Raw genomic sequence first — 24,452 nt, forward strand, 5'->3', positions numbered from 1 at the left:
AAAATAGAAATTAGAAATTAGGAAAAAACATGTACAATTATCCCGTTCTTCTCCATTTTCATAGAAAAAATGGAGATTATACAGCTTGCTCATTTAGCACAGACCGAGATGAAAACAAAAACTCTTTAACTTCAGGGACCACTTATTTTGGTCTTCAGTTTTCTTTTACCATGACCAGTCAGGAAAAGGTGGATAGTTTCACCTTCAAAGCCGAGATAGATGGTGTATTAAAAGAATATCTTGTACGTTTTAACTACTATCCCTTGCTAACAGAAGCATGGATTTTAGAGGGCGACGAGACTGTTTATTATTCTGAAAACCCAGCCATTGCTAGTCCTTACTATAAAGATCAAAATCCTTTTGCCTTTGATAAAGCCATCCATAGCGCAAGCTTTGATCATCACTGGGGATATCAAGGAGACTTGGGCTGCCAAGGGTCTGATTCCCAGACCAGTTTTAAACTTTGGGCTCCAACAGCTACAGCTGTTCAGGTGGTTGTCTATGAAAACACTAGTAACGATGCACCTATTTGGAAAACCTTTAATCTAGAGCGTGGCAATAGCTATTCATATAGTCATAAGTACAATACCATTGGTGTGTGGAGTCTAGACTTAGATGAAAATCTTGCTGGTAAGGCTTATCAGTATCAAATTGAATTTCCTCACCACCAGACTTTGACGAGAGATCCTTACACAACTGCAACAAGTCCTGACGGGAAACGTTCTGTAATTCTTTCTCATCAGGACAGACAAGTAGAAAGATTTGAAGTCAAACATGGGACAGAAGCGCCATGGCGTTTGGAGAATCCATGTAAAGCAGTTATCTGTGAAATGCATATTCGAGATTTTACCAAATCGCCTACATCTGGTGTTCCTGAAGAACTCCGCGGAACCTTCTTGGGTGCTGCTCAGACTGGAACAGTTAACCAGTACGGTCAAGCAACCGCCTTTGACTATATCAAAGAACTTGGTTGCAACTATGTTCAACTTCAACCCATCTTTGATCGTCATAAGGAATATGATCAAGATGGAAATGTAACCTATAACTGGGGTTATGATCCTCAAAACTACAACGCACCAGAAACGAGCTTCTCTAGCAATCCAGATGATCCCGGACAAGTTATTCGAGACCTCAAGACCATGATTCAGGCTTATCATGATGCAGGAATCGGTGTCATTATGGACGTGGTTTATAACCATACCTTTTCAACAGTTGACGCTCCATTCCAGACAACTGTTCCCGATTATTTCTATCGTATGAATCGTGATGGAACTTTTCAAAACGGTACGGGAGTAGGAAATGAAACTGCAAGTGAACACGAAATGTTCCGCAAGTATATGATTGATTCCATCCTTTATTGGGTGAAAGAATACAATATTGACGGTTTCCGTTTCGACTTGATGGGCATTCATGATGTCAAAACTATGCAGGCAATTCGTTGGGCACTGGATGAGGTCGATCCGCGTATTCTCACTTATGGAGAAGGCTGGGATATGGGAACAGGTCTAGCTCCTTATGACAAGGCTAAGAAGGATAACGCCTATCAGATGCCAAATATAGGTTTCTTTAACGATAATCAGCGTGATGCGATCAAAGGAGGAGAAGTTTATGGAGCAATCAAATCAGGATTTGTGAGTGGTGCTGCTACAGAACCAATCGTCGCCAAGGCTATTCTTGGTAGCCGAGAGTTGGGATCTTATCTCAGTCCAAACCAAGTTCTCAACTATGTTGAAGCTCATGACAATTACAATCTTCATGACTTGCTAGCAACCCTTCATCCTGATAAGAGTTCCGACCAGATTATGCGCAAGGTTGAGACAGCGACAGCTATGAATCTTCTCATGCAAGGAATGGCCTTTATAGAACTAGGTCAAGAGTTTGGTCGAACTAAGTTGATTCCAACTGGTGAACATGGAGAACTAACTCCTGCAGACCGAGAACGTGCTATGAATAGCTATAATGCTCCGGACAGTGTTAACCAAGTCAACTGGGATCTGATCAATGAACGCCAAGACAGCATTGAGTTTATTCGTCAGATTATCCGCCTAAAAACGCAAATTAGTGCCTTCTCTTATCCAACATATGAAGAAATTTACCGTCATGTCTTTGTCCATACAGCTGCTGAGAATAGCGGGTGGATTGTTTATGAGATTCACGGTGGAGCAGAGCACTTATTGGTGGTATTCAATGCTAAGGGAACTTCCTTCTACTTTGAAAATGCAGGTAAGCTTGAAATGTTCCTTACCAACAGTCGTTCAAAACAAGAAAATGTTATTGATGATATTAGTGTCGCAGTTTTAAAAGTGCTCTCATAAATTAATGTAGTAAAAAGGGTTAGATTATCTAATCCTTTTTGTCATTTATGAGGTTTTTAATGAAGAGTAGAATTAAGTTTCAAATAATTTGAAGGATCAAGATTGTGAAAAAAATCTCAATTTTTTCACAAAAAGGGTTGTAATTTTCTGAAAATTTGATAAAATAAGTCTTAATCATTTTCAGGAGGAAGAGAATTTGACAAATTATCAGAATTTAGTAAATGGAAATTGGAAATCATCTGAAAAGGAAATTACAATCTATTCACCCATTAATCAGGAAAAGCTGGGGACAGTACCAGCTATGAGTCAAGCTGAAGTAGATGAGGCTATGAAGGCTACGCGTGCAGCTCTCCCAGCATGGCGTGATTTAGCACCAGTTGAGCGTGCAGCCTATTTGCATAAGACAGCAGACATTTTGGAACGTGATAAAGAAAAAATTGGTACAATTCTTGCCAAAGAGGTTGCTAAAGGGATAAAAGCAGCCATTGGAGAAGTAGTACGTACAGCAGAATTGATTCGTTTTGCTGCTGAGGAAGGTCTCCGTATCACTGGACAAGCAATGGAAGGTGGCGGTTTTGAAGCTGCAAGTAAAAACAAACTAGCCGTTGTTCGTCGTGAGCCAGTTGGTGTCGTTTTAGCTATCGCGCCATTTAACTACCCAGTCAACCTTTCTGGATCTAAGATTGCTCCAGCATTGATTGCAGGAAATGTCGTTATGTTTAAACCACCAACACAAGGATCTATTTCTGGTCTCTTGCTTGCTAAAGCATTTGACGAAGCCGGAATTCCAGCAGGTGTCTTTAATACCATCACTGGACGTGGTTCTGAAATCGGAGACTACATCATTGAACATAAGGAAGTTAACTTTATTAACTTTACGGGTTCAACACCGATTGGGGAGCGTATCGGTCGTTTAGCGGGCATGCGTCCAATTATGCTGGAGCTTGGCGGGAAAGATGCAGCAATTGTTTTAGAAGATGCAGATTTAGAAAATGCAGCTAAGCAAATCGTAGGTGGTGCCTTTAGCTACTCTGGTCAGCGTTGTACTGCTATCAAACGTGTCTTGGTTGTGGAAAGCGTAGCTGACAGATTAGCTGAATTGCTCCAGGCTGAAGTTGCTAAGCTGACAGTCGGTGATCCATTTGACAATGCTGATATCACACCTGTTATTGATAATGCTTCAGCTGACTTCATCTGGGGATTGATTGAAGATGCTCAAGAAAAGGGTGCCAAAGCGCTCAGCCCAATTAAACGTGAGAATAATCTCATTTGGCCAGGACTTTTTGATTATGTAACAAGAGAAATGAAATTAGCTTGGGAAGAACCATTTGGACCTGTTCTCCCAATTATCCGTGTTGCTGATGCGGATGAAGCAGTAGCAATTGCTAATGAATCAGAATTCGGTCTTCAATCTTCAGTCTTTACAAATGACTTTAAGAAGGCGTTTGAAATTGCTGAAAAACTTGAAGTTGGAACGGTTCATATTAATAATAAAACACAACGTGGACCAGATAATTTCCCATTCCTTGGTATAAAAGGTTCTGGTGCAGGAGTACAAGGAATTAAATATAGTATCGAAGCGATGACAAATGTAAAATCCATTGTTTTTGATGTAAAATAATTTTTAAAATCAGGAAATAACATTCCTGATTTTTATTTTTACTAAAAAATCCAGTTAGAATTTGAAAAATAACGAATGTTTTGATATTATACTAAGCAAATATATGTAAATCATTTATTTTTTCAACAATTAAATGAAAAATTATATAATGTTAAAATATATTTTCTAAAATTTTCAAGATATTTTTTAAGAAATTCCGTAAACTGCTTGAAAGTTCTTTTAAAAGATAGTATAATAGAATTATAGAAAACGCTTACAAAAAGAAAGGGGATTGGATGAATAATCAAGAAGCATTGAGAACCTTCACTACTGGAGAAAATTTTCATCTTCAGCACTATCTAGGAGCACATAAAGAGGAAAAAGACGGAGAAATTGGTTTTACTTTCCGTGTTTGGGCACCTAACGCTCAGGCTGTGCACTTAGTTGGTGATTTTACAAACTGGACAGAGCACCAAATTCCTATGGTACGGAATGAATCGGGTGTTTGGGAAGTCTTCACAAGTCTGGCTCATGAAGGGCAGATTTATAAGTATCATATCACGCGTGCAAATGGGCACCAGATTATGAAAATTGATCCATTGGCGGTTCGTTTTGAAGCCCGCCCAGAGACTGGAGCCATCCTGACTGATATTCCAGAGAAAAAATGGAAAGATGGTCTTTGGCTAGCTAGGAGAAAACGCTGGGGCTTTTTTGAGAGACCAGTCAATATTTATGAAGCCCATGCTGGATCTTGGAAGAGAAATCCAGATGGTAGTCCATATAGCTTTGCACAACTTAAGGAAGAACTCATTCCATACCTTGTTGAGATGAACTACACTCACATCGAGTTTATGCCTTTAATGGCTCACCCACTTGGATTGAGTTGGGGCTACCAGCTTATGGGTTACTTTGCTATGGAGCACTCTTATGGGCGACCAGAGGAATTCCAAGATTTTGTTGAGGAATGTCATTTAAACAATATCGGTGTAATTGTGGATTGGGTTCCAGGTCATTTTACCATCAACGATGACGCTCTTGCTTATTACGATGGAACACCAACTTTTGAATACCAAGACCACAATAAGGCCCATAACTACGGTTGGGGAGCTCTTAACTTTGACCTTGGGAAGAATGAAGTCCAGTCCTTCTTGATTTCTAGCATTAAATTCTGGATTGAGTTTTATCATTTAGACGGTATTCGAGTGGATGCAGTCAGCAATATGCTCTACCTAGACTATGATAATGCTCCTTGGACTCCAAACAAAGACGGTGGCAATCTCAACTACGAAGGCTACTATTTCCTTCAACGTTTGAACACTGTTATCAAGTTAGCGCATCCAGATGTGATGATGATTGCAGAAGAAAGTTCATCAGCAACAAAGATTACTGGTATGAAAGAAATGGGCGGTCTAGGATTTGACTACAAGTGGAATATGGGGTGGATGAACGACATTCTCCGTTTCTACGAGGAAGATCCGATTTATCGTAAGTATGATTTTAATCTTGTGACATTCAGCTTTATGTATGTTTTCAACGAAAACTACCTCTTACCATTCTCGCATGATGAAGTCGTACATGGTAAGAAGAGCATGATGCACAAGATGTGGGGAGATCGATACAATCAATTTGCAGGACTACGCAATCTCTACACTTATCAGATTTGTCATCCAGGTAAGAAACTCTTGTTCATGGGAAGCGAATATGGTCAGTTCTTAGAGTGGAAGTCTGAGGAACAGCTAGAATGGTCTAACTTGGAAGATCCAATGAATGCTAAAATGAAACACTTCACTTCTCAACTCAATCAATTCTATAAAGATCACCGCTGCCTTTGGGAAATTGACACCAGCTACGATGGCATCGAAATTATCGATGCGGATAATAGAGATCAGAGTGTCCTTTCCTTTATTCGTAAGAGTAAAAAGGGTGAAATGCTAGTCTGTGTCTTTAATATGGCGCCTGTTGAACGAAAAGACTTTACAATCGGACTTCCTGTCGCAGGAGTTTATGAAGAAGTTTGGAATACAGAATTGGAACAATGGGGTGGTGTCTGGAAAGAATACAACCAAACGGTTCAAACTCAAGAAGGATTATGGAAGGATTATGAGCAGACCTTGACCTTTACCTTGCCAGCTATGGGAGCAAGTATCTGGAAGATTAAACGTCGCTTGAAACCAACTAAAACTGTCACAAATAAAACCCAAAAAGGAGTAGAAAATGAAGAATGAAATGCTAGCTTTGATCCTTGCCGGTGGGCAAGGAACACGTCTCGGAAAACTCACTCAAAGCATTGCCAAGCCAGCAGTGCAATTCGGTGGGCGCTACCGTATCATTGACTTTGCGCTTTCAAACTGTGCTAACTCTGGGATTCACAACGTCGGTGTTATTACGCAGTATCAACCTCTTGCCTTAAACAACCATATTGGAAATGGTTCGAGCTGGGGTCTGGATGGAATTAACACAGGTGTTTCTATTCTTCAACCCTACTCTGCAAGCGAGGGAAATCGTTGGTTTGAAGGAACTAGCCACGCTATCTACCAAAATATTGACTACATCGACAGTGTCAATCCTGAATATGTTCTGATCCTTTCTGGTGACCATATTTACAAGATGGACTATGATGACATGCTCCAATCACATAAGGACAACAATGCCAGCTTGACAGTAGCTGTCCTAGACGTACCTCTCAAAGAAGCTAGTCGCTTTGGTATCATGAATACAGATGCCAATAATCGTATCGTTGAATTCGAAGAAAAACCTGCTCAACCTAAGTCTACAAAGGCTTCTATGGGGATTTATATTTTTGACTGGAAACGACTTCGCAATATGCTTGTTGCTGCTGAAAAGAGCAAGGTAGATATGTCAGACTTTGGTAAAAACGTTATTCCAAATTACCTTGAGTCTGGAGAAAGTGTCTATGCTTATGAATTCAAAGGCTACTGGAAAGACGTTGGTACTATCGAGTCTCTATGGGAAGCAAATATGGAATACATTGATCCAAACAACGCTTTGGATAGTCGTGATCGTCAGTGGAAAATCTACTCACGCAACTTGATTTCACCACCAAACTTTATTGGAAAACACGCTCATGTAGAAGATTCTTTAGTTGTGGATGGCTGTCTCGTGGATGGAACTGTTAAGCATTCCATTCTCTCAACAGAAGCGCAAGTACGTGAGGGTGCTGAAGTAGTAGACTCTGTAATCATGAGTGGTGCCATTATCGGAAAAGGTGCAAAAATTAAACGTGCTATCATTGGTGAAGGTGCTGTTATTTCTGAAGGTGTCGAAATTGATGGAACAGACGAAGTACAAGTAGTAGGATATGATGAAGTAGTGGGGGTAGCAACAGATGAAGATTGATAAATATTCAGCCATTTTAGGAAACACAGTTGGTTTTCATGATATGTCAACGTTAACAGAACACCGTCCGGTAGCTAGCTTGCCTTTCGGCGGGAAATACCGTTTGATTGACTTCCCCCTTTCCAGTCTTGCAAATGCAGGTGTTCGTAGTATCTTTGGTATTTTTCAACAAGATAATATCAGTTCAGTCTTTGACCACATTCGTTCAGGTCGTGAGTGGGGCTTATCTACCCTTCTCAGTCACTACTATCTAGGAATTTACAATACTCGTGTTGAAAGTAGCACAGTTGGGAAAGAATATTACCAACAGCTTCTCACTTATTTGAAACGTTCAGGATCAAATCAGACGGTTGCACTTAACTGTGATATCGTGGTGAATATTGACCTCAATCAAGTATTCCATTTACATACTACTGCTGGTCGTCCAATTACAGTTGTTTATAAGAAATTACCTAAAAAGGATATTTCAGATGTTAATGCCATCTTGGAAGTGGATGAAACAGACCGTGTTCTTTCTCATAAACTTTTTGATGCCAAATCAACAGATGAACTTTTCAACATGTCTACAGATATATTCGTCGTTGATACTCCGTGGTTGATTAAGCGTTTGGAAGAAGAAGTTCAAAAAGAATACCCAGAAAAATTACGCTATGTTTTACGTGAGTTGGCAGCTAAAGAAGGTGCTTTTGCTTATGAATACACTGGCTACCTAGCCAATATTCACTCTGTTCAATCCTATTATCAATCCAATATTGATATGCTGGAGTCTCAAAAATTCTACTCTCTCTTCTCACCTAACCAAAAGGTTTATACCAAGGTTAAGAATGAAGAACCAACTTACTACTCAAACACCTCTAAGGTAAGTACTTCGCAGTTCGCCTCTGGTAGTATCATAGAGGGTGAAGTAGTTCAGTCGGTCCTATCACGCAATATTCACGTTCATAAGGATAGTCTAGTTAAAGACAGCCTTCTCTTCCCACGTGTTGTGATTGGCCAAGGTGCCCAAGTTGAGTATGCAATCTTGGACAAAGGGGTTGAGGTTGCTGACGGTGTCGTTATTCGCGGTACTGCAGAACACCCGGTTGTAGTCAAAAAAGGCGAAAAAGTTACAGAGGATATTCATTCATGAAAATTTTATTCGTAGCAGCAGAGGGGGCGCCCTTTTCAAAAACAGGTGGTTTGGGAGACGTTATTGGCGCTCTTCCCAAATCACTTGTAAAAGCGGGGCACGAAGTTGCAGTTTTCTTACCTTATTATGATATGGTAGAGGCTAAGTTTGGGGACCAGATTGAGGATGTTCTTCACTTTGAAGTGAGTGTAGGATGGCGCAGACAGTACTGTGGTATTAAGAAAACGGTTTTGAATGGTGTAACCTTCTACTTCATTGATAATCAAACTTATTTCTTCCGAGGTCATGTTTACGGAGATTTCGATGATGGTGAACGTTTTGCCTTCTTCCAACTGGCTGCTCTTGAAGCCATGGAGCGAATTGATTTCATTCCAGATATTCTCCATGCCCATGATTATCACACCGCTATGATTCCTTTTCTCTTGAAGGAAAAATACAGATGGATTCAGGCATATCAAGGAATCAGAACAGTTTTAACTATTCATAATTTGGAATTTCAAGGTCAATTTTCTGAAGGAATGTTGTGGGATTTGTTTGGAGTCGGTTTTGAACGTTACGCTGATGGGACCCTTCGTTGGAATGATTGTCTAAACTGGATGAAAGCTGGTATCCTATACGCGGATCGTGTCTCAACCGTATCGCCTAGCTATGCACATGAGATTATGACTAGTCAGTTCGGTTGTGGCTTGGATCAGATTCTTCGCATGGAGTCAGGTAAGGTTTCAGGTATTGTCAATGGTATTGACGCAGATCTTTATAATCCTCAAACAGACCCACTTTTAGACTATCATTTTGATAAGGAAGATTTGTCTGGAAAAGCTCAAAACAAAGCAAAATTGCAAGAGAGAGTTGGTCTACCTGTGAGAGCAGATGTTCCTCTAGTTGGGATCGTCTCTCGTTTGACGCGCCAAAAAGGTTTTGATGTCGTTGTAGAAAGCTTGCATCGTTTCTTACAAGAAGACGTTCAAATCGTTCTTTTGGGAACAGGTGACCCAGCTTTTGAACATTCTTTCTCATGGTTTGCTCAAGTCTATCCTGACAAGCTATCAGCAAATATCACTTTTGACGTCAAACTTGCTCAAGAAATCTACGCAGCTTGTGACCTCTTCCTTATGCCAAGCCGTTTTGAACCATGTGGCTTGTCACAAATGATGGCTATGCGTTATGGAACACTACCATTGGTTCATGAAGTAGGTGGATTGCGTGATACAGTTCAAGCTTTTAATCCGATTGAAGGAACTGGAACTGGATTTAGCTTTGACAATTTAACACCTTACTGGCTTAACTGGAGTTTCCAAACAGCCTTGGATGTTTATAAGTACCAGCCGGACGTTTGGAAAAATCTACAAAAACAAGCTATGGAATGCGATTTCTCATGGGATACAGCCTGCAAATCTTACCTGGATTTGTACCATAGTTTAGTCAACTAATAGATAAAATCGTATGATTCTTTCATACGATTTTTGGGCTGTTTAGAGAAGAGGAAAAGTGATGACTCAAGTAAAAGGCTTGTGTGTCATGGACGTTGATGGCACCCTGATAGCAGAGGAAGTAATTGATCTTTTAGGAAGAGAAGCAGGTTGTGAAGCAGAAATTTCAGAGATTACCAATCAGGCAATGCGAGGTGAACTGGATTTTGAAACAAGTTTAAGAGCAAGAGTGGCTTTGTTAAAAGGTCTTCCGATTTCGGTCTTTGATACTGTTTTCAAATCCATTCATCTGTCCAAGAATGCTCAAGAATTTATCTCCATACTTCAAAAGAACGGTATTCTAGTTGGTTTAGTGTCTGGTGGCTTTACACCAATCGTTGAGAGATTAGCAAAATCCCTAAGCATTTCCTATTTCTCTGCCAACCAGTTAGAAGTCAAAGACGGCTTTTTAACAGGACGATTAGTTGGTGAAATTGTGACAGGTCAAGTAAAAAAAGCTACTCTTGAGAGATGGAGAAATGAGATAGAACTTCCCAAAGAAAGAACGATCGCCATCGGTGATGGGGCTAATGACCTCTTGATGTTAAAGTCAGCAGGTCACGGTATAGCCTTTTGTGCCAAAGACGTCGTAAAAGCTGAGATAGCTTGTCATGTAGATACGAGAGATCTTTTAGAAGTTCTACCTTTGATTGATTTCTTAGAATGAGAGGGAACTATGAAAATTGTAATCGCACCCGATTCTTTTAAAGAAAGTTTGACGGCAGAACAGGTCGCTCAAGCTATAAAAAAAGGCTTCGAACAGTCAATAGCGGATGTAGAATGTCTGCTCTGTCCTGTTGGTGATGGCGGGGAAGGAACTGTAGATGCTATTCAACATTCTCTTGAACTCGAAGAAAAATGGCAAGAGGTTACGGGACCTTTTGGTCTAAATGAAGCAATGCGTTACTTTCAAAAAGGTCAAATAGCGCTCTTTGAAGTTGCTGACTTGGTTGGTCTTGGAAATATTCCGCGGGAGAAACGAAATCCTCTTCATATCCAAACCAGAGGTATTGGAGAGCTGATTCACCATCTCATTGATCAAGGAATGAAGGAAATCTATATCGGTGTAGGTGGTACGGCTAGTAATGATGGTGGGATAGGCATTGCTGCTGGTTTAGGTTATTGTTTTTATGATAAGAATGGAAAAGAATTGCCAGCTTGCGGTCAGACTTTGCTTGAGTTCGAGTCAATTTCAGACAGCGACTTGTATAGGATTCCTGAAGCTGTGAAGATTCGCATTTTAGCAGATGTCGTGAGCCCTCTATGTGGTCATCAAGGGGCAACCTATACATTTGGAAAACAAAAGGGCTTAGATCCTGCTTTGTTTGAGACAGTAGATTTGGCTGTAAAGCGGTTCTATGAAAAAGTCTCACCTACAACATTAAAACTTATAGGAGCAGGAGCCGGCGGTGGCATTGCGGCTGGGCTCTGCGCCTTTGCTGAGGCCTGTATCGTATCCGGGATTGATACTTGCCTGGACTTGATAGACTTTGACAAGAAAGTTGCAGGTGCCGACTTGGTTATCGTTGGAGAAGGCAGACTGGACAGTCAAAGCTTCGTTGGAAAAGCTCCTATCGGCGTAGCAAAAAGAACCCCTAACAGAGTTCCGGTTATTGCTATTTGTGGTAGTCTTGCTGACGATTTGCCTCCCCTACCATTTGAAAATATACAAGCAGCCTTTTCCATTTTAGAGAAAAGTGAGCCTTTAGAAGACAGTCTGAAAAATGCAAGTCTCTATTTGGAACACACAGCTACTAATATTGGTCGTTTGTTAAATTTGAGGAAGGATTAACCTAACCATTTTTTCCAGATTGATTTTTTAGGAGTTTCTGTCTTTTTCTCCTCCCAGAGATTCGAGAATGCAAGTCTAAGGTCTTTTTCATCTACTTGAACAGGTTCGTTCGTGTGAATGACAAGGCCAAAAGGAGAGGTGATATGATCGTCTGAAACAATAGTCGCCTGGCAATTACTTTCCTTTGCTTGTTTTAAGTAAAAGACTTGTTTGTCAAACTCGATATTTGGCGAAATCTTCACAAAAAGACTCTCTGTCTTTTCTTGAAAGTTTTTCAAAATCATTAAAAATCCTTTTTGGAGTTGAAGGCTATTGGCCGTCTCAACATCCGCATAGCCAAGAACTCTTTCCTCGAAAGTGCCGAGATAGCGGCGTTGTTCGTCAGGCTTTAATTTCGGTTCACCATGAGCTTTTTCTAGTAGTTGTTTTGATAAATCTGTCATAAAAACAGTATATCACAAAAACCTCAAGAAAACAGACAAAAGAAAGCGATTACTTTATAAAGTTAAGGAAAATTTGCACAAAGATAACGTTTTTTCTTGAAAAACGCTTATTTTTAAGGTATCATAGAGGTGTAAAAAATTTAACTCAAAGGAGAGTAAAAAATGTCAATTATTACTGATGTTTACGCTCGCGAAGTCCTAGACTCACGCGGTAACCCAACACTTGAAGTAGAAGTTTATACTGAATCAGGTGCTTTCGGACGTGGTATGGTTCCATCAGGAGCTTCTACTGGTGAACACGAAGCAGTTGAACTTCGCGACGGTGACAAATCTCGTTACGGTGGTCTTGGTACACAAAAAGCTGTTGACAACGTAAACAACATCATTGCTGAAGCAATTATCGGCTACGATGTACGTGATCAACAAGCTATCGACCGTGCTATGATCGCTCTTGACGGTACTCCTAACAAAGGTAAATTGGGTGCGAACGCAATCCTTGGTGTGTCTATCGCTGTAGCTCGTGCTGCTGCTGACTACCTTGAAATCCCACTTTACAGCTACCTTGGTGGATTCAACACTAAAGTTCTTCCAACTCCAATGATGAACATCATCAACGGTGGTTCTCACTCTGACGCTCCAATCGCTTTCCAAGAATTCATGATCGTACCTGCTGGTGCACCATCATTCAAAGAAGCTCTTCGTTGGGGTGCTGAAATCTTCCACGCTCTTAAGAAAATCCTTAAATCACGTGGTTTGGAAACTGCCGTAGGTGACGAAGGTGGATTCGCTCCTCGTTTCGAAGGAACTGAAGATGGTGTTGAAACTATCCTTGCTGCGATCGAAGCTGCTGGTTATGTTCCTGGTAAAGACGTATTTATCGGATTTGACTGTGCTTCATCAGAATTCTACGATAAAGAACGTAAAGTTTACGACTACACTAAATTCGAAGGTGAAGGAGCTGCTGTACGTACTGCTGCAGAACAAATCGACTACCTTGAAGAATTGGTAAACAAATACCCAATCATCACTATCGAAGATGGTATGGACGAAAACGACTGGGACGGTTGGAAAGCTCTTACTGAACGTCTTGGTGGTAAAGTTCAATTGGTTGGTGACGACTTCTTCGTAACAAACACTTCTTACCTTGAGAAAGGTATTGCAGAAGGTGCTGCTAACTCAATCCTTATCAAAGTTAACCAAATCGGTACTCTTACTGAAACATTCGACGCTATCGAAATGGCGAAAGAAGCTGGTTACACTGCAGTTGTATCACACCGTTCAGGTGAAACTGAAGATTCAACAATCGCTGACATCGCAGTTGCAACAAACGCAGGACAAATCAAGACTGGTTCACTTTCACGTACAGACCGTATCGCTAAATACAACCAATTGCTTCGTATCGAAGACCAACTTGGTGAAGTAGCTGAATACCGTGGATTGAAATCATTCTACAACTTGAAAAAATAAAATAGTTCAGTGAACTATTTTATCCCGAACCTTGAAATTAAAAAGTTCGGCCGTTGATTTAACAACGTTTTAAGCCCCTCGGATTTTATCCGAAGGGCTTTTTGTATGCAAAGGTAAAAAATGGGAAATAGTTTATGGTATAATAGACAAAAACACTTGTATTAGAAAGCAATTATGTCTAAAGAAATTGATATTGAGTATTACCACCAGTTAGCCTTGCAAAAACAGAAGGAGCACCGAAAAGTCTTGGCTAATCTAAAGAAAAAACCTCCTAAAAACTTAGATAAGATAGCCCAGCAAATTCATGAAGAAGTCTTTGCTGAAATTGATTGTACTGTCTGCGCTAACTGTTGCAAGACATTGGGGCCCGACTTCAAAGAAGCAGATATAACCCGTATTGCTAAGTATTTTAAGATGAAATTACCAGCCTTTGAAGCAGAGTTTTTACAGGTGGACGAAGACGGTGACAAGGTTTTTAAATCCATGCCCTGTCCCTTTCTAGGAGGAGATAATCTCTGTTCCATCTATGACGTTCGTCTCAAGGCCTGTCGTGAATTTCCCCATACAGACCGGAAAAAGATCCATCAAATTAATCATTTGACGATTAAGAATACCTTGACCTGCCCAGCAGCCTATCTCTTTGTTGAGAAATTAAAAGATAAGTTATAGAATTTACACCTTTAAATCTTGTACAAAGATTCTAGGGTGGAAGTATCTGATATCTGTTAGACTATAGATAGAATTGAACACGGCCTAAAAGCTATGAGAAAAAGAGAAAATTTCCTAGAACCAGAAGCTTCAGCGTCAATTTTCCTATTTTAACTTTGCTTTTAACGGCCTTTGTATCTTGTGGAGGTAAGAAGAAAAGAATATGATGCATCAATTCAATCGAACCATGGATTATTTGGAGCAGCAGCTGACTGGAGAAGTGGATATGAAAAGATTTCAGCAGCTATCGGGCTATTCTTACCCTCTCTTTAGCAGGCTCTTTTCCATCCTAGCAGATATGACTTTAGCAGAATACTTGCGTAATCGCAGGCTGTCAGAAGCTGTGACGGACTTGCGGGAAAGCTCTGAGAAAGTCATTGACATAGCGATGAAATACGGCTATGAGTCTGCGGATGCCTTCAGCGCAGCCTTTAAGAAATTCCATGGTGCAACCCCCTCAGAAGTTAGGAATGGAAAACCTTATCGGGTCTTTCCTAGACTTCAATTATCCTTAAAGATTACAGGAGGAAAGAACATGGATATCAAGATTCAAAAGAAACCTGTTTTTACTGTAGCAGGCGTCCTATTGGAAGCTATTGACAATAGCCAGTGTCCGTCTGCTTGGGATCAACTCTATGCCAATCACAGCTTTGAAAGCCTAGAAAGTTTGGGCAGTGGCCAATCCTTTGGACTCTGCTCTGATGTCAAAGAGGGTGAAATCATTAACTACATGGCGGCTTATGATGTGACGGATAAAGCGAAAGCAGAAGCCTTAGGCCTTTCTATCAAGGAAATCCCAGCAGCTGAATATGCTATCGTACCAGTCAAGGGGGCTGTACCAACCAGCATCCACCATGCTTGGAAGTATGTTTTGGAAGTCTTTTTCCCAGAAACTGGCTATCGCCACTCAGGAGCGCCAGACTTTGAAGTTTATTTCGAAGGTGATATGTCGTCTCCAAACTACCAAATGGAACTCTGGATACCAGTGATCAAGGACTAGATTATTTTCTATTTTTTATAAAGATGGAAAGCTGACTCTGTAGAAGATTTCTTTTACAGAGCTTTTTCTTTATTTGAGAAATAACTTATGAAAAAAAGGATTACAATTTAATTTAAATTTAAATATAAAGAAATTCATGTCTGTAAATCAAACATGCTATATTTTTTGTGTGGATTTAATGGGGTATGAGTAACGTTATCTCGGTATAATAGTCTCATAGAAGATAAGGAGGCATGAATATGCAGATGTATTTTGGAGATGTGTCACTTTGCTATAGCTATTCATTGGCAATGGCACTAGAAACCTATGGTTATGACTTTAAAGCAGAGTTTTTAGAGGCAATCATGGTCATGGGAAATGGCGCTAGTATCATAAAGGAAGATGAGCAACACCCTATAGTATTTTTTGATAATGGAATGCCAGACCTTTCCATCTCCCATTCCTTAAAAATACTAGGGTTTGACTATGAGGATTTCTATCTAAAAGATGGAGCAGAAGTTAATTTGGAAGAAATTAAAAGAAAGTTGGAAACCTTTCTGTCCAATGGACCTGTCGTACTGGGACCTCTTGATATGGGTCATCTGACTTACAATCCCAATCACACAATCCTTTATGGTGTGGATCACTTTGTAACCGTGTATGCTCTTGATGGTCAGTATCTCTATTTGCATGATCCAGCTGGTTTTGCCTGTATGAAGGTTGCTTTTAAAGACATCTTAGAAGCCTGGAAGGCAGAGTCTATTGACTATAAGCGTGGAGCTTATTCCATGTGGGGAAATTTTAAGAAGGTCAAGAGTCCTAGTCAGACTGAAATCTATCAGGAAACGGCAAGGATTATGAAAAACCGATATCTGAATGGTCAAAGTGGTGTTTTGGAACGCTATGCAAAAGCAGTGGCTGAAAATGGCTTAAATACAGAACAAAAACAATTGCATCAGTATTTCAGCTTTAAACTTGCTGCTGTTCGAAATCTCTATCTCAGTAAGTTCTTAAAAGATCATGATCCGAAAGGGGCAAGATTCAAAGAAGAATTGGCTACTCTATTTGGCAAAGCCCACCTTTCATGTTTAAAAGAAGATTACCAAGAACTAGCCCACTTGCTCTATCAGATAGCTGAAGTGGATGGTCGCTTTAGAGATTTATATGTAAACTAGTGACTATAAGCATAAAATAACTAGTCAGTAAAAGCAGTTTTTCGTAAAATGAAGAACTGCTTTTTGATTATGGTTATGGTATAATGAAGTAAGAAAATAGCTTATTCTACTTAAAAATGAAGGGAGAACTCCTATGCCTAGACCAAGAACAAAAGAGGAGCTACTGCTAGCCTCTAAGGAAAACTATGAAAAGCTTAATCACTTTATATCTAAATTAAGTGAAGAGGAACTACAGATTCCTTTTGATTTTTCAAAAGACCAAAAGAAAAAAGAAGCTCACTGGAAAAGAGATAAAAATCTACGGGATGTCCTGATCCATCTCTATGAATGGCATCAGTTACTTTTGACCTGGGTACATTCTAATCAAAAGGGTCATGAGAGACCTTTTCTCCCTGAACCTTATAATTGGAAAACTTATGGGGAAATGAATGTCGCTATTTGGAAGAAGCACCAGAAAACGTCTTTAGAAGAAGCGACCAAACTCCTCAATCAATCGCATAAAGAGGTTTTAGAGTTGATGGAAGGCTTCAGCAATGACGAATTGTTCACAAAAGGTGTTTATAAGTGGACGGGAGGAACAAGTCTAGGTTCCTACTTTGTCAGTAGCACCTCCAGTCACTATGACTGGGCTCTGAAAAAACTCAAAGCTCATCAGAGAAATTGTAAGAATAGCTAGTTGAAGTGCTATTGAAATTCACCAAAAGTTCTTCTAAGCTTCGAATAGTTTCATTCTCGTGATTTTTGAACAATTCTAGCTTTAGAATCCTTCAAAAATTAAAATTTAAGGCTGTCATAGACTTAGAATAGCCCTAAAACATTTATTTTATAGCAATTTTAAGTTTAGAATTACAATGATATTAAAGGAATTGGACTGTTCGACGCTTAGAATGCCTTGATTCTGAGAAATGTTGACTAGAAAATGGTTAGAATGGAGTTTTTCTGATATAGGATGATAGATAGATGGGTGAGATGATGAACATACAAAAAGAGAAAGTGAGAAGAGAGTTGGTGTCCCTTTGTTTGGGAGAGTTTACAGCCGTCCTAACCTTTTGGTTTTGTTTTTTCCTTTTGAAAAATCGGCTTGGTGATGTGAATAGTCTAGTAACCATTCTCTATCCTCTGTCTTTACTGACATTTATATTGCTTCAAGGTTCAATCTATTGGGCGATTTTGATGAGAAGACTCTCGAAACCTCAGTTCGGAAGCGCTAGTGTCCCCAAACTATATGGTGGTTTCAGAATACTAGACCTTGTTTTACTTATTTCAGGCTTTCCTTTTATTGTCTGGAATACACAGAGTTTTCAAGTGGCTATTATAGCCACACTAATACAGCTTTTTGCACTAATCGAATGGATCAATTATTTCCTCCTACGCTTATCCTATAGTCTGAATCCTCTTGTTATTGTCTGGAATACACAGAGTTTCCAAGTGGCTATCTTAGCCACATTGATACAGCTTTTTGCTCTTATTGAATGGGTTAACTATTTCCTCGTACGCCTATCTTATAGTTTGAACCCACTTGTTTTATGGAAACGAATTGCAAAGGGAAAACTTGAAAAAAGCAGAATAGCGAAGGAGTTGGAGTAGGGGAGAATGAAGAGGTTAGCCATACGTTTTGTAATATGCTATAATAAATCTATCAAATTTTTTAAATAACTACTTAAAGTTAGATAAGTATGCAAATAAACTCTAGAAAACAGAAATCAGATATTGTTATTTCTAAACCATCAGCCAGTGAAGTAGAAAAATACTTGAAATCGTGGAAAAACCTTAAAAATTATAGGTTACAAGAAGATGCTTTAGATAAATTATTTTTTGAGCTATTACCAAGTAACGAAGAAATTTCTGATATTTTATTATAGGTTGCTACATTAAATGATTTTTATAGCACAAATATTTTTTCAGTTTATCCAGTTGCAGAGCATATTCTGAGTCTTAAAATTGACGAGAGATTGAGACAAGGTGATGTAACTTTAGTCAATGAAATTCAGAATGTTACTATCAATGGAGTAACTAGAAAGTTCTATTCTTTTTCTACTAAATACTGTTCCCATCATAATCCTAAAGAATACCCTATTTATGATAGCTATGTAGAAAAAGTATTGAAATATTTTAGAAAAACAGATAAATTTTCCAACTTTAAGAATGCAGATCTAAAAGATTATCAAAAATTTAAAAATATAATTATTGCTTTTAGAGAATACTACGGATTAGAAGAATTTAATCTTAAAGAGATTGATCAGTATTTATGGCAGTTGGGAAAAGAATATTTTCCAAATAAATATTAGCGACTTTTTCTCACTCAGAAAGGAAATTTAATGTCCTACAAATTTTTACTCTTCGACCTCGACCACACCTTGCTTGATTTTGATGCTGCTGAGGATGTGGCTCTGACGCAACTTCTAAAAGAAGAAGGGGTTGCAGACATTCAAGCCAATAAAGACTATTACGTTCCTATGAACAAGGCTCTCTGGAAGGATTTGGAGCAAAAGAAAATCAGTAAACAAGAGCTGGTTAACACGCGCTTTTCACGTTTGTTTGCTCATTTTGGGCTAGAGAAAGATGGGACTTTACTGGCCCAGCGATACCAGTTTCTTCTAGCCCGGCAGGGACAAACTCTTTCGCGGGCTCATGAACTTTTGGACAGTCTCATTGAGCGTGATTATGAGCTGTACGCTGCGACAAATGGGATAACTGCTATTCAAACAGGGCGCTTGGCTCAATCAGGTCTGGCTCCCTATTTCAACCAAATCTTTATTTCCGAGCAGTTGCAAACGCAAAAGCCTGATGCACTATTCTATGAAAAAATAGGTCAGCAGATTGCTGGATTTGATAAAGAAAAAACGGTTATGATTGGAGATTCCCTGACAGCGGACATTCAAGGTGGGAATAATGCTGGAATCAACACTATCTGGTTCAATCCCCATCATCTGGAAAATAATACACAAGCCCAGCCGACCTATGAAGTCCATTCTTACCAAGACTTGCTGGATTGTTTGGAACTACTTTAATAATGGAATAATAAACTATAGAGGAGTCTATAAATTATGGGAACATGGAATGCAACCATTTTTGGAAACGATACCTCCTTAGATATTAAGGAAGAATTTTTCGAGAGATACAATGGAGGAGAAGAACCAGCTACTATCAAAAATGACTTGACAATGGGTTTAGACGATGACGATAGATATAATGTCTTGTTCGCTCTGGCACATTGTATATGGGAAGTTGGGCAATTAGATGATGGATTCTTACTTGAAATCAAAGAGATTATTGATAAAAAGGAAGATTTAGCTCTTGCCCAAGAATTAGGTGCAGATAGTAAATTTTTAAAACAGAGGAGTGCAAATCTAGAAAAGTTTTTAGAAAAAATTAGTGTCAAAAAAGAAAAGCCTAAAAAAAGAATTGCTCCGCCTGTTCCTGTCGAAAGTAAATATAGGAATGGTGCTGTGATGGTGTTTCAATATGAAGACGGTGTATATGGTTCATTGATAGCCGCAGATGGAGCCTTTTTTGACAAGGAAACCTATTATGCTTATCTACTGACTGATATTAAAATTCCTAGAAAACCCACCATGAAAGATGTGCGAGAAGCACGAATTATCGATCCAAGTTTTCATAGCCAAGAATACAATTCATTTCGAGATTCGAGGTATTACTATACCTTTGTAAATTGTATTTCAGGGTATTTAAAAAGTTCTGCAACGAAAAGATTTGAAAGATATAATGATAGTTTTTTTGAAATTATCGGCTATCTTTCTGATTGGGGGAGTTGCTGTAGCGCGGCTTCTGTAGGATTTGATTATTATAGACAAAAATCGAGTGATGAGTTTAAAACGAGTGTCACAAGGGAATTGAATAAAAGATTTAATGAAAATCTAAATATCCGAACTGAGATGACTATCGATGAGATTGACAAGGAATTTATCCTGTCTAATGCTTCACAAGATAGTAAGTAGTCACTTTCAAATGGAGATTCTTTTCAAAAATTCTCGAAATATTTGTAGAAACTAAAAAAGTGGTTTAGATAGCCACTTTTTGCTATAATAGAGGCAGGAAAAACGAAGGAGTTGGCTATGCAACACTCATCTTGGCATGCTTTGATTAAGGAGCAATTACCTGAAGGTTATTTCGGGAAAATCAATCAATTTATGGAACAGGTCTATGCTCAGGGAACTGTCTATCCACCTAAGGAAAAAGTTTTTCAGGCTCTCTTGACTACACCACTTGAAGAAGTTAAGGTGGTGATTCTAGGGCAAGACCCCTATCACGGGCCAGGTCAGGCACAGGGCTTGAGTTTTTCTGTTCCTGACTCTATCCCAGCGCCACCGTCCTTGCAAAATATCTTGAAAGAATTGTCAGATGATATCGGGGTTAAGAAATCACATGATTTGACCGCTTGGGCTGAGCAAGGAGTCTTACTTCTCAATGCTTGCTTGACGGTTCCTGCTGGTCAAGCCAATGGTCATGCTGGGCAGATATGGGAGCCTTTTACTGATGCCGTGATTCGGGTTGTCAATAATCTAGACAGACCTGTAGTCTTTGTACTCTGGGGTGCTTATGCACGCAAGAAGAAGGCCTTGGTTACCAATCCTCACCATTTGATTATCGAATCAGCTCATCCCAGTCCTTTATCTGTTTTCAGAGGATTTTGGGGTTCCAAGCCTTTTTCTAAGGCTAATGCATTTTTAAAAGAGACAGGACAAGTGCCAATTGATTGGCTTAGATAAGGAGAGAATATGCCTCAGTTAGCGACGATTTGCTACATTGATAACGGAAAAGAACTGCTCATGCTGCATCGCAATAAGAAGCCCAATGATGTCCATGAAGGCAAATGGATTGGTGTGGGTGGTAAGCTGGAGCGAGGGGAGACTCCTCAGGAATGCGCTGCGCGTGAAATTCTCGAAGAGACAGGCCTCAAAGCCAAGCCAGTACTTAAAGGTGTTATCACTTTTCCAGAATTCACACCAGATCTAGACTGGTACACCTATGTTTTTAAGGTGACTGAGTTTGAGGGTGACTTGATTGACTGCAATGAGGGGACGCTGGAATGGGTCCCCTATGATGAAGTCTTGAGCAAGCCAACTTGGGAAGGTGACCACACCTTTGTTGAATGGCTTTTAGAGGACAAACCCTTCTTTTCAGCAAAGTTTGTTTATGATGGGGATAAATTGTTGGATACCCAAGTTGATTTCTATGAATAAAGGAGAAAGCAGATGCTACTAATCAAAAATGGTCGTGTAATGGATCCTAAGTCTGGTTTGGATCAAGTGTGTGATGTTTTAGTCCAAGATGGGAAAATTGTCAAAATTGCTGCCGAAATCAAGGAAGAAGGAGCAGAGCTAATTGATGCTACTGGGCTTGTGGTTGCGCCTGGACTAGTTGATATTCATGTTCATTTCCGTGAACCGGGTCAAACACACAAAGAAGACATCCATACGGGCGCCCTAGCTGCTGCTGCAGGTGGATTTACAACCGTTGTCATGATGGCTAATACTAGTCCAACCATTTCGGATGTGGAGACTTTGCAAGAAGTTCTCCAGTCAGCTGCTAAAGAAAAGATCAATGTCAAGACAGTTGCGACCATTACTAAGAACTTTAATGGGCAAGACTTGACTGATTTTAAGGCACTTTTGGAAGCTGGAGCCGTTGGTTTTTCAGATGACGGTATTCCACTTGAAAGTAGCAAGGTTCTCAAAGAAGCCTTGGAGACTGCTAAAAAACTTGGCACCTTTGTTTGTCTACACGAGGAAGATCCAGGCTTGAATGGGATTCTTGGATTTAACGAAAACATCGCTAAAGACCACTTCAAGATCTGTGGTGCGACAGGAGTGGCAGAATACGCTATGATTGCGCGTGATGTCATGATTGCCTACGCAACTAAGGCCCATGTTCACATCCAGCATTTATCTAAGGAGGAAAGTGTCAAGGTAGTGGAGTTCGCTCAAGGTTTGGGTGCCCATGTCACCGCAGAAGTAGCTCCTCAGCATTTCTCTAAGACAGAGGCCCTCCTCTTGACGCAAGGTAGTAATGCCAAAATGAATCCTCCGCTTCGTTTGGAGTCGGATCGTCGTGCTGTGATCGAAGGTCTCAAGTCAGGCGTCATCACTGTGATTGCGACAGACCACGCGCCTCACCATGCAGATGAGAAAAATGTAGAGGATATCACTAAAGCACCATCTGGTATGACTGGATTGGAAACCTCTCTTTCTCTCGGCTTGACTTATTTGGTGGAAGCTGGTGAGCTAAGCTTGATGGAATTGCTAGAAAAAATGACTGTCAATCCAGCTAAGCTTTATAACTTTGAAGCAGGCTACTTAGCTGAAAATGGTCCAGCGGATATCACCATCTTTGATGACAAGGCTGATCGTACTGTTGGTCCAGACTTTGCTTCAAAATCATCAAATTCACCATTTATCGGCGAAACCTTAAAAGGGCAGGTCAAATATACTATCTGTAAGGGACAAATCGTCTACCAAAACTAGATGGGACTCTGCTCTTAAATTGAAAAGAATAGAGAGCACTTATGTATCCAACCCATCAATTTAAAGATAAGTTTGTCTTATTTCTTAAGATATTTTTCCCCATCCTGATTTATCAGTTTGCCAATTATTCTGCCTCTTTTGTCGATACAACCATGACGGGGCAGTACAATACCATGGACTTGGCTGGTGTTTCAACTGCAACGAGTCTCTGGAATCCTTTCTTTACCTTTTTAACAGGGATTGTTTCGGCTATGGTTCCTATCATAGGCCATCATCTAGGACGAGGCAAAAAGGAAGAAGTAGCATCTGACTTCTACCAATTCATCTACTTAGCTTTCGGACTGTCTTTGGTCTTGCTTGGAATGGTAGTATTCTTGGCACCCCCAGTCTTAAATCATATCGGCTTAGAAAATCAAGTGGCAGCTGTTTCGGTTTCTTATCTTTGGTACTTGTCTATCGGAATTATTCCCTTGTTGCTCTTTAGTGTTATCCGATCGCTACTTGATTCACTCGGTCTGACCAAACTATCTATGTACCTCATGATCTTATTGCTACCTTTAAATTGTGGATTTAATTATTTATTGATCTACGGTGCTTTTGGCTTTCCAGAGTTAGGTGGAGCAGGGCTTAGGTACGTCCCTAGCTTACTGGTGTCTTCTTGGAATCTCTGTCATCATCTTGGTCAAGCAGAAAAACCTAAAAGAACTTCATTTAGAACGACGCGCCCCTCTGAAATTAGAGAGAATTATAGAGGGAATTCGCTTGGGCTTACCAATCGGTGGTACTGTTTTTGCTGAGGTTATTATTTTTTCAGTCGTTGGTTTGATTATGGCTAAATTTTCGTCTATGATTATTGCTAGCCATCAGTCAGCCATGAACTTCTCAACTCTCATGTATGCCTTTCCTGTGAGCATCTCCTCTGCCATGGCCATAGTTGTTTCTTATGAAGTAGGGGCTAAGCGTTTTGATGATGCCAAGACCTATATCAAAATTGGTCGTTGGATAGCATTGATATTTGCAGGCTTTACATTGAGCTTTCTCTATATTTTGAGAGATGTCGTAGCCAGTTTATATGGGAATAATCCTGACTTCATTGAACTAACATCTACCTTCCTAACTTATAGTCTATTTTTCCAGTTAGCTGACACCGTTGCAGCTCCTTTACAAGGAATACTGATAGGCTATAAGGATACGGTTGTTCCCTTCTATCTAGGAGTAATTGCTTACTGGGCTGTGTCCATTCCATTAGGCTTATTCCTAGATCATGTGACAACTTTGGGAGCCTATTCTTACTGGATTGGTCTAATAGCGAGTTTGGTCGTTAGTGTTATCCTCTATCAATGGCGTTTGCAAACAATTATGAAAAGATTTGAAGTTTCCAATGTCAAATAAACTTTGTGAAAAAATGTTTTAATTTATAGAAAATCCCGATAAACTGGGGTTTTCTTTTTGTATTTTGTGAAAGAATCTAAGCATATATTTTGACAGTGCTTTCATAATGCGATAGAATGAGGATATAAAACTTTAAACCTA

The 24,452-nt window shown here is 39.7% G+C and carries 20 protein-coding genes and 2 pseudogenes; 21 read left to right on the plus strand and 1 reads right to left on the minus strand.

What is annotated here, in order from left to right; translation table 11 throughout:
- The first annotated feature begins 29 nt into the window (after positions 1–29).
- The 8 genes from pulA (at position 30) to BLS46_RS02065 (ending at position 11,662) form a co-directional block, all read left to right on the plus strand.
- Complete coding sequence (gene pulA / locus BLS46_RS02030) at positions 30–2,315, plus strand: type I pullulanase (protein WP_093585306.1); 2,286 nt, start codon at positions 30–32, stop codon at positions 2,313–2,315.
- 196 nt (positions 2,316–2,511) lie between these two features.
- A complete protein-coding gene (locus tag BLS46_RS02035) occupies positions 2,512–3,936 on the plus strand; it encodes an NADP-dependent glyceraldehyde-3-phosphate dehydrogenase (protein WP_093585309.1) in 1,425 nt (474 codons plus the stop codon).
- Positions 3,937–4,211: 275 nt separating this feature from the next.
- Positions 4,212–6,140, plus strand: a complete 1,929-nt coding sequence (gene glgB / locus BLS46_RS02040; RefSeq protein ID WP_093585312.1) for a 1,4-alpha-glucan branching protein GlgB — start codon at positions 4,212–4,214, stop codon at positions 6,138–6,140.
- Positions 6,130–7,272, plus strand: a complete 1,143-nt coding sequence (locus BLS46_RS02045; protein WP_000787260.1) for a glucose-1-phosphate adenylyltransferase — start codon at positions 6,130–6,132, stop codon at positions 7,270–7,272. The genes glgB and BLS46_RS02045 overlap by 11 nt, the downstream gene beginning before the upstream one ends.
- Positions 7,262–8,401 (plus strand): glucose-1-phosphate adenylyltransferase subunit GlgD, encoded by a 1,140-nt coding sequence (gene glgD, locus BLS46_RS02050; RefSeq protein ID WP_093585315.1) that lies wholly within the window; start codon positions 7,262–7,264, stop codon positions 8,399–8,401. Before BLS46_RS02045 ends, glgD begins: the two co-directional genes overlap by 11 nt.
- A complete protein-coding gene (gene glgA / locus BLS46_RS02055; protein ID WP_093585318.1) occupies positions 8,398–9,831 on the plus strand; it encodes a glycogen synthase GlgA in 1,434 nt (477 codons plus the stop codon). Before glgD ends, glgA begins: the two co-directional genes overlap by 4 nt.
- A gap of 61 nt (positions 9,832–9,892) precedes the next feature.
- Positions 9,893–10,537 (plus strand): phosphoserine phosphatase SerB, encoded by a 645-nt coding sequence (serB, locus tag BLS46_RS02060; protein ID WP_093585321.1) that lies wholly within the window; start codon positions 9,893–9,895, stop codon positions 10,535–10,537.
- 9 nt (positions 10,538–10,546) lie between these two features.
- Complete coding sequence (locus BLS46_RS02065) at positions 10,547–11,662, plus strand: glycerate kinase (protein WP_093585324.1); 1,116 nt, start codon at positions 10,547–10,549, stop codon at positions 11,660–11,662.
- Here the strand turns inward: BLS46_RS02065 and BLS46_RS02070 are convergent.
- Positions 11,659–12,105: a DUF1694 domain-containing protein gene (locus BLS46_RS02070; RefSeq protein ID WP_093585327.1), complete on the minus strand. Its 447-nt coding sequence runs from the start codon at positions 12,103–12,105 to the stop codon at positions 11,659–11,661. The two genes, BLS46_RS02065 and BLS46_RS02070, sit on opposite strands and share 4 nt — an antisense overlap.
- 162 nt (positions 12,106–12,267) lie before the next feature.
- On the opposite strand from BLS46_RS02070, the gene eno reads away from it, so the two are divergent.
- The 13 genes and pseudogenes from eno to BLS46_RS02135 all read left to right on the plus strand — a co-directional run bounded on the left by eno (position 12,268) and on the right by BLS46_RS02135 (position 24,311).
- Entirely contained in the window at positions 12,268–13,572 is a 1,305-nt protein-coding gene (gene eno / locus BLS46_RS02075) for a surface-displayed alpha-enolase (RefSeq protein WP_000022821.1), read from the plus strand.
- Between the two features lie 174 nt (positions 13,573–13,746).
- A complete protein-coding gene (locus BLS46_RS02080) occupies positions 13,747–14,241 on the plus strand; it encodes a YkgJ family cysteine cluster protein (RefSeq protein ID WP_093585330.1) in 495 nt (164 codons plus the stop codon).
- A 202-nt stretch (positions 14,242–14,443) separates the two neighbouring features.
- Complete coding sequence (locus BLS46_RS02085) at positions 14,444–15,280, plus strand: AraC family transcriptional regulator (protein ID WP_093585333.1); 837 nt, start codon at positions 14,444–14,446, stop codon at positions 15,278–15,280.
- A gap of 239 nt (positions 15,281–15,519) precedes the next feature.
- Positions 15,520–16,434, plus strand: coding sequence for a peptidase (locus BLS46_RS02090; protein ID WP_093585336.1), 915 nt, complete (start codon positions 15,520–15,522; stop codon positions 16,432–16,434).
- Positions 16,435–16,567: 133 nt separating this feature from the next.
- Positions 16,568–17,110, plus strand: a complete 543-nt coding sequence (locus BLS46_RS02095) for a ClbS/DfsB family four-helix bundle protein (protein ID WP_093585339.1) — start codon at positions 16,568–16,570, stop codon at positions 17,108–17,110.
- A gap of 293 nt (positions 17,111–17,403) precedes the next feature.
- A complete protein-coding gene (locus BLS46_RS02100) occupies positions 17,404–18,021 on the plus strand; it encodes a hypothetical protein (RefSeq protein WP_373878960.1) in 618 nt (205 codons plus the stop codon).
- A gap of 89 nt (positions 18,022–18,110) precedes the next feature.
- Positions 18,111–18,722: pseudogene (locus BLS46_RS10095) on the plus strand (hypothetical protein).
- A gap of 30 nt (positions 18,723–18,752) precedes the next feature.
- Positions 18,753–19,445, plus strand: coding sequence for a pyrimidine 5'-nucleotidase PynA (locus BLS46_RS02110; RefSeq protein ID WP_093585342.1), 693 nt, complete (start codon positions 18,753–18,755; stop codon positions 19,443–19,445).
- 36 nt (positions 19,446–19,481) lie between these two features.
- On the plus strand, positions 19,482–20,393 hold the full coding sequence (locus tag BLS46_RS02115; protein ID WP_093585347.1) for a hypothetical protein: 912 nt from the start codon (positions 19,482–19,484) through the stop codon (positions 20,391–20,393).
- 117 nt (positions 20,394–20,510) lie between these two features.
- Entirely contained in the window at positions 20,511–21,164 is a 654-nt protein-coding gene (locus BLS46_RS02120) for a uracil-DNA glycosylase (protein WP_093585350.1), read from the plus strand.
- A gap of 9 nt (positions 21,165–21,173) precedes the next feature.
- Positions 21,174–21,638, plus strand: coding sequence for an NUDIX hydrolase (locus BLS46_RS02125; RefSeq protein ID WP_001135768.1), 465 nt, complete (start codon positions 21,174–21,176; stop codon positions 21,636–21,638).
- A 12-nt stretch (positions 21,639–21,650) separates the two neighbouring features.
- Positions 21,651–22,919: a dihydroorotase gene (locus BLS46_RS02130; protein WP_093585352.1), complete on the plus strand. Its 1,269-nt coding sequence runs from the start codon at positions 21,651–21,653 to the stop codon at positions 22,917–22,919.
- A gap of 41 nt (positions 22,920–22,960) precedes the next feature.
- A pseudogene (locus tag BLS46_RS02135) lies at positions 22,961–24,311 on the plus strand (MATE family efflux transporter).
- Positions 24,312–24,452: the final 141 nt, after the last annotated feature.

The sequence above is a fragment of the Streptococcus sp. NLAE-zl-C503 genome, from assembly GCF_900104285.1.
In the GTDB taxonomy this organism is placed as follows: Bacteria; Bacillota; Bacilli; order Lactobacillales; family Streptococcaceae; genus Streptococcus.